Here is a 7,439-nt window from a genome sequence, read left to right as displayed (position 1 = left end):
TTGTTTTACCGTAAAGAGATTACTAAAGGAGAGGAGGTTCTGCTCTCGCGAAGGGGGAATTTACTTTGGCTGCTACCAAGAAAGAAAATCAGCATGTGGCGCTTTGGAAAGGTTTATCAATCGTATCGTTTATTTTGTTCATTGCAACGTTATTGATTGTCTCTCTATACAAAGGGCGTGACATACCTGTTGCCACTGTAGATGGTGTAAAGATTAGTCAAAATCAGCTGTATAAAGCGCTTGTTGATTACGAAGGTCCGAAAATACTGGAGAAACTCATTTTAGAAGATTTAATCATGAAAGAGTCCAAAGCGGCGGGGGTGAGCGTGACCGAAAGCGAATTTCAAGCATCATTTGATAAAGTTCGAACTTCCTATGCCACGGAAGACGAATTTCTGGAAAACCTGAAGAAAGACGGATACACGGAACAATCGTTGCGTACGGAACTTAAAACTCAGTTGTATATTCGTAAATTGCTTGAACCTCGCGTGACGGTTGATGACAATGAGGTGAGAGCGCACTATGCAGAGCATATGTCACATGATACGGCTTCTAATACCAAAAGTGAGGCACAAGTGATTGCAGAAATTCGCGATGAACTGTTGAATAAAGAAATCCTTGATCTCATGGAGCCATGGTTTGAAGAGCTGCGTTCCCGAGCTAATATTGCGATATCGTTACCGGGGATCCAAATGATTTCCCCAAAAGGAGGAAGCTAAACAACAATGATAACCTACTCATTGAAGAGAGCTGTATCTATTGTTAATATTCTTGTTATTTTTGCAGTAAATTTGTTGCTTGGTTTTACGGATGTCACGCCTCATGCACACGCTGCTGGAACTACGGATGGTTTAATTGCGTGGTATAAGTTTGACGATGTGAGCGGGAATGTAATTAAAGATGCTTCAGGAAATGGCAACAATGCAACGGCTGCAGGGGAAACTTATACCTTTACGGATTGGGATCAAGGAAAAGCGATTAGCTTGAGCGGCGGTCCCAGTGCAACGGGTGCTAATGTCAAGCTGCCAAATGGGATATTAAATGGGGTTACCAATTTCACAATATCTACATGGGTGAATATGCGTGCGACAACGAGTTACATGCGTATTTTCGACTTTGGCGTAGGTAACACGACTAGCTATATGTATTTAACGCCTACAGGGAATAACGATGGAGCAAAAGGCTTAGCTTTCGGGATTACGACGAGTGGCTGGTCAAATGAAGAGAAAGCACAAAAGGGTACAGCGCTAACTACAAACATTTGGAAGCATGTGACAGTGGTTTTAAACGGACATACGGTTACTCTTTATGAAAATGGGTTGAAAGTCGGGGAAAATACCTCGTTGACTTTGAATCCAACAAATCTTGGCGCAACGACAGCTAACTATATCGGGAAAGGTCAATTCGCTGACCCTACCATCAATGCGTTGTTCTCAGATTTCCGGATTTATAACAGAGCCCTGAGTGCTTCCGAAGTTGCAGGGTTAATTAATAAGCCTGACAGCGAATTGGTGGCTGCTGACATGTCAGCCCTTCTTGCAGGCGTTAACCTTAGAACAGTGGACACAGATCTCTCATTAATAAAAAAGGGACCGTATGGCTCCGATATTACATGGCAATCCAGCAATACGAATGTCATTGCGACAGATGGCACAGTCACTCGTCCTGCCCCAGGTCAATCTGACGCAGCAGTTACACTAACAGCAACAGTGACGAAGGGAACTGCACACGATACTAAAGTTTTTGAAGCTGTTGTGCTTGCGCAATTATCAGATCAACAGAAACTGCAATTAGATAAGGAAGCAATTAGTCTAGGGGGCTTAAGTGCAGTAATCAAAAATTTGGATCTGCCAACGGATGGGCGTAATGGCTCCGTTATTACTTGGCAATCCAGCAATACGAGCGTGATACATAATGACGGAACCGTCATTCGACCGGCTGCACGGTCAGGCAATGCGGCTGTTAACCTCACAGCCACGATCAAGAACGGGAATGAGACGGATACGAAAACTTTCGTCGTGACGGTATTGGAAGAGGCTTTTGTACTAACTCTAAGCAGTATTCAAGCAGTAAATATGGATACGGTTGTTGGCACTGCACCAACCCTACCGAGTAATGTTATTGCCGTCTACAATGACGAGGAAACGACAAGGCAACTCAGCGTAATTTGGGATGCTATTAACCCATCGGAGTATGCTGCTGAAGGTTCTTTCACTGTTCAAGGGACAGTTGAAGGAACGAGCATCAAAGCAGTTGCCCAAATTAAAGTGAGAACACTGAGTYTTCATTCAGAGTTCAATATGAGCAGCCTGAATGGCAATCAGAAGTTAACTGCCACAGTAACGGGTACGAATAAGGGCAGTGCAGATGTTGCTTCTTTGGTAACACTCGCGCTTTATGATGCTGCTGGCAAATTGGTAGATAAAACGCAATTGAGTAAAACTGTGACGAAAGGTGATCCTGTCAGCCAAGCAACAAATCTGACTTTACCTGCTGATGTTACAGGTTATACGGCCAAAGTACTTGTCTGGGACGGAACAGACTTGCAAACTTCGCATCTACAGCCCCTTAGTGGCGTGGCGGAATTGACAAGCGCACCAGGGATTCCAGCTGGAATTACTGGCACACCATCATCGGATATTCCACAGATTGAAATTGCATGGCAGCCATCTCCAGAGGCAGCAAGTTATGATCTGGAAGTGGACGGCACAACCATTAATAATGTTACAACTCCATTTATCCATCAGGGCTTGCTCTATGGTTCCAAGCATACGTACGCGGTGAGAGCCAAAAACAGCTCTGGCATCAGTGCCTGGAGCAAACCTATCATAGCAGAAGTGACGTCTACACCGGGTGCGGCCAACCTTGTCGTACAGCCATTTGGTTTAAGTGATGTTACTTTGCAAGACAGCATTTTTACAAAGCTAAGAGACAGTGAATATTTATATCTGGACGGATACAATTTGGATAAATTGCTGTTTGCCTTCCGTGCTGCTGCGGGCCTTGATACCAAAGGTGCTACAGCAATGGGCGGTTGGGATTCGGCAGCAGGCAAATTAAGAGGTCATTCGACGGGGCACTTCTTGTCTGCTTTTGCTCAGGCTTATGCCAGCAGCGGCGATGCGAAATGGAAAACGAAAATTGACTACATGATTGACGAATTAGCGAAAGTTCAGGATGCTTTGGCTACTCAACCTAATGGGATGGAGAAATCGAATCTCGGTAAAAACAATCCTTCCTTAGTGGGAAATAACTCTCCTGGCTATCTAAGCGCTTATGGGGAATGGCAATTCATTCTATTAGAGAATGGTGCCGTGTACAACGGTAACGAGACTGATTTCAATACGATCTGGGCTCCTTACTACACGCTGCACAAAATTATGGCTGGCTTACTGGACAGCTACAAAGCAACTGGAAATGCAAAAGCTCTGAGCATGCTTGTTAAAATGTCGGATTGGGTTGATGGCCGATTGAGCAAATTGCCGCAATCCACGCTAAACAGCATGTGGGGTAGATACATCGCCGGTGAGTTTGGCGGTATGAACGAAACCCTAGCAGAGATTAGTTCAATTACAGGAAACAGCAAATATTTAGGAACAGCCAAGTTGTTTGATAATTCAAAGCTGTTCACTCCTACGGCAAATAATCAAGACACGCTAAACGGTATTCACGCCAACCAGCATATTCCACAAATAATAGGTGCTTTGAAAGTTTATGATCAAACGAACGATGCATCCTATTACAAAGTGGCTCAAAATTTCTGGGGCATGGTGACGAATCATCGCCAATTCAGTAACGGCGGCAGCGGCGTAGGCGAGTTGTTCAAGGAATCCGACAAAATCGCTTCTTATATTCTGGAAGGAGGAACTAGCAAAAATAGTCAAGCAGAGGACTGCGCAACTTATAACATGCTGAAGCTGACTAGAGAGCTATTCTTCCACAATCCGGATGCCAAATATATGGACTTTTATGAAAGAGGTCTGTATAACGGTATTCTTCCTTCCAAAGATCAAAGCGCTTCCAACAATGGTGTTGTTTACTTCATGCCATTAGGTCCGGGCAGTACGAAAGGATATGGCCGTACTAGCTTTACTTGCTGTGCAGCAAAGTAAATGGTGTTACACAAGCTATTACGGCAACACCAAGTACGTATATTACGTTAAGCAAAGTATGGGCTGACAACGACAAAATTGAAATTTCGATGCCGTACAGCTTACGTGTAGAGAAAACGCCAGATGACCCTGCGATGGGCAGTGTTTTCTATGGACCGCTTCTCATGGTTGGCAAAAGCAGCAGCACGAAGTTTATCAATTTGAATGTGAACGAAGCTGATCTTTCCCAGTCGATCACACCAGTGGCCGGCACACCGCTGAATTTCACAACGAACGGAATTACGTTAGTGCCTATGTACACAGCTTATAATTTTGCTTACCATGCCTATTTCAAATTTAATCAGTAATGAGTTATCGAGAAGGAGGGGAACGTGTGTCTAAAAGAATCATTTCTATTGTCGCAACGTTGGCTATGCTTATCTGTATGCTGGCAATTATTCCTGCGCCCAGAGCAGCAGCGGCTGGACCAACGGCTGAGATCAATCACGTAGAAACCACGGTAGATCAAACAACACAAAAGGTCACTTTTCATGGAGAAATTAATCTTGGCATGGGCAAGGATGTCACGATGATTGTCAACAATCCGCAGGGGCAACTCGAGTATTTGAACCAAACCAGCAGCGGAGAGGGTGGCCACTTTGCCTTTACGTACTCACCCAATGGTTGGTTAGGGGGTACGTATACATTCAAGATAGGCGGCGAAGGCGTGGTGCTTCCATATTCCGGAAGCTTCCAATTATCAAGTACGGCATCACCGTCCACAACATTGACAGGACCAGCTTCTGTCTTGGGCGGTCAGCCGGTCGACTTAAAGTTGGGTGTAAGTAATCATCCATCTACCTTCTCTATCTTAAATGTCGTGCTGAATTACGATCCCCATCTGTTGCAGTTTGAAACTGTGACGGATAATGGACTTATCTCCTTGGCGGATACGTCGATCGGCTCTCTGAAAGAGAACTTTAAGGTACTTGTTACAGGAGTTAAGCCAGACAAGGGCCAGATTCTAATCCTAATGTCCAGTATTGGCTCAGGGAACGAGGTAGCTGGCGGTGATCTGCTTAGCCTGCATGCGAAGGCTAATACGGTAGCCACTTCAGTCACCAGCAATGTTTATGTGTCAGATGCAGCCGTTTCTTCAAATGGGGCTAAGATTGATCTGGATGGAGCTTCCCTGACACTTCATATTCATGCTTTGGATAAAGAAGCGTTAAGCACCCTGATTGCATCGGCTCAGAGCCATCATGATGCGGCTGTTGAGGGCACTCAAATCGGTCAATATCCAAGCGGTTCCAAAAATACGTTACTGATTGCTATTAACGATGCGAAAGTCGTTCGTGACAACGCAGCAGCAACGGAAGCGGAAGTACAAACAGCATTGAGCAACTTGAATGCTGCCTTGACAACATTCATTAACTCGGTGATTACTTCAACCGATCCTGGTCAAGGTCAAGCAGATAAAGAAGCACTCGGCGCATTGCTTGTTAGTGCTCAGAGCAAGTTGGATGCTGCTGTTGTTGGTACTAAGGTTGGTCAGTATCCAAACGAATCCAAAGCAGCATTGCAAGCATCGGTCACAAGTGCTAAAGCAGTGTTCGATAATTCATCCGCAACACAAGCTCAAGTGAATGCTGCGAAAGATGCGTTGGATTCAGCGCTGAAACTGTTCTCGAACAGCATCATTACCTTGGTTCCTGGTGCAACGAAAATCACAATTAATGACTTGTCCATGATTGCTAAGTACTACGGGACTAAGTCGACAGACGCGAACTGGAGTCTTATCGAGAAAGCGGATATCAACAACTCTGGTGAAATTGACATCCAAGATCTGGCAGTAGTCGCCAGAATGATTATCGACGAGTGGCTTTCAGAAGAGTAAGGCCTTCACCAGCTAATACCAAAAACATCCCTTCCTGCAGTCATCTGCGGGAAGGGATGTTTTTATTTTACTTCTAGTGAATTCTTCGTCATCTCTTTATTTCCAGTATCCATATAGACAGGAATTGTTTCTCCTCGTGCTGCGCGAAGCAATTGTCCTATAATATAATCACCCCAAACTTGCTCATTCTGAGAGATAACGGAGGTAATTTGGCCGTTAATAAGGGCTTCTTTCACATTGGGCATCATCCCGAATGACAATGCATTCCGTTTCAGACCTTTGGCTTTCCATAAGAGGATCGAGGCAGAGCTGGACACAATATCAAGCGTGATGAGGGTATCGAAGTGGGGGTGGTCATCAATCATACGCTCCATGTCAGAAAGTGCCTTATCAGAGGAGCCTTCGTTATAACCAACTTCCAGCACTTGAATAGCTGTATTCCGAGACAAATAGTCAAGCATGCCGGAAAGCCGGTTTTTCTGAATAGATGTACTGGATAATCCCGATTCAACAAGCACCATCCCTTTACCTTTCATGAGCTTACTGACGACTTCACCCATTAAAGCCCCGCCTTTGTAATGATCTGGACCGATGTAGGAAAGGCGCCGGCTTAACGGTGAGTCGGTTTCGAAACAAACAACGGGAATACCAGCTTCCACAGCTTTATTGATAGCGGGGACAAGCGCATCTGGATCGATAGGGGAAATCGCAATGCCGTCTACCTTTTGTTTAATCATAGTTTCCATCATTCGAATCTGTTGTTCTAAACTAATTTCTTCCGGTGCTTTGACAACTAACTGAACGGAATTGGAAGCAGCCGTCTTTTCGGCTAATTGCGTAATGACTTCATAGAAAGAATGCGCCATCGGATAAATAATCCCAAATGTATAGGCGGGAGGACGTTCACTTTTTTGTGGGGAAGGATTTATTGTAGAAAACAAAGGGCTGGTGGAATTATTAGAATCCTGACAGCCCACGGTTGTAAAGAGAGAGAAGAACACCAAGATGAGAAGGGATTTCCTAAGAGTAACTGACAAAGCCCTTATGCTCCTCTCTCTCAGGTGTAGGCAGGTCTTTGTTAAACTGACCACTCTTGCGGAATTGTCTTGTTGTCATACCAGTTACTCGCTTGAATAGATTTGAAAAGTAATGAGCATCGTTATAGCCAACGAGGAAGGCGATCTCATAGGATTTGGYCTGCGTCGTCTGAAGCAGTTCCATCGCCTTGCGAATTCTGGTTTGCGTTAAGTATTCAATGAACGTTTGGCCATTTTCTTGGCTGAACACTTTACTTAAATGACCCGAGCTTAAATTGACATGGTCAGCAGCATCTTGAAGAGAAAAGTAATCTTTATCATAATTCTCATGGATGTATTTTTTCACTTTGATCAGCATATCCCCATGTTTATCCGATGCTCCGGACCGCCATTGCCAATATTGTTCAGCTAGTT

Annotated in this window: 6 protein-coding genes; 4 read left to right on the top strand and 2 right to left on the bottom strand. The window is 44.6% G+C overall.

Annotated elements, in window-relative coordinates; all coding sequences use genetic code 11:
- Nucleotides 1-65: 65 nt before the first annotated feature.
- Genes AC1DUA_RS25760 through AC1DUA_RS25745 form a run of 4 tightly spaced genes read left to right on the top strand, consistent with a single transcriptional unit; the run spans nt 66 to nt 5,988 of the window.
- Nucleotides 66-719 (top strand): SurA N-terminal domain-containing protein, encoded by a 654-nt coding sequence (locus tag AC1DUA_RS25760; RefSeq protein WP_477502481.1) that lies wholly within the window; start codon nt 66-68, stop codon nt 717-719.
- Between the two features lie 6 nt (nt 720-725).
- Nucleotides 726-4,112 carry a beta-L-arabinofuranosidase domain-containing protein gene (locus AC1DUA_RS25755; RefSeq protein WP_477502480.1) on the top strand — a complete coding sequence of 1,129 codons (3,387 nt, stop codon included), beginning with the start codon at nt 726-728 and terminating at the stop codon, nt 4,110-4,112.
- Nucleotides 4,094-4,459, top strand: coding sequence for a hypothetical protein (locus AC1DUA_RS25750; RefSeq protein WP_477502479.1), 366 nt, complete (start codon nt 4,094-4,096; stop codon nt 4,457-4,459). The genes AC1DUA_RS25755 and AC1DUA_RS25750 overlap by 19 nt, the downstream gene beginning before the upstream one ends.
- Nucleotides 4,460-4,485: 26 nt before the next feature.
- A complete protein-coding gene (locus tag AC1DUA_RS25745; RefSeq protein ID WP_477502478.1) occupies nt 4,486-5,988 on the top strand; it encodes a cohesin domain-containing protein in 1,503 nt (500 codons plus the stop codon).
- 62 nt (nt 5,989-6,050) lie between these two features.
- Here the strand turns inward: AC1DUA_RS25745 and AC1DUA_RS25740 are convergent, their stop codons facing one another.
- A complete protein-coding gene (locus tag AC1DUA_RS25740) occupies nt 6,051-6,854 on the bottom strand; it encodes a sugar ABC transporter substrate-binding protein (RefSeq protein WP_477502477.1) in 804 nt (267 codons plus the stop codon).
- A gap of 154 nt (nt 6,855-7,008) precedes the next feature.
- Nucleotides 7,009-7,439 (bottom strand): helix-turn-helix domain-containing protein (locus AC1DUA_RS25735; protein WP_477502476.1); only part of this gene is annotated, 431 nt, incomplete at its 5' end.

The organism is Paenibacillus sp. 01T422 (assembly GCF_056398785.1).
Note: the sequence above shows the minus strand (reverse complement) of the source record. Positions and strands in the feature narration are given on the sequence as shown.

What these genes read in the sequence shown, in the direction of transcription:
- AC1DUA_RS25740 (WP_477502477.1), bottom strand. Translation starts at nt 6,854, where the DNA reads ATGGCGCATTCTTTCTATGAAGTCATTACGCAATTAGCCGAAAAGACG.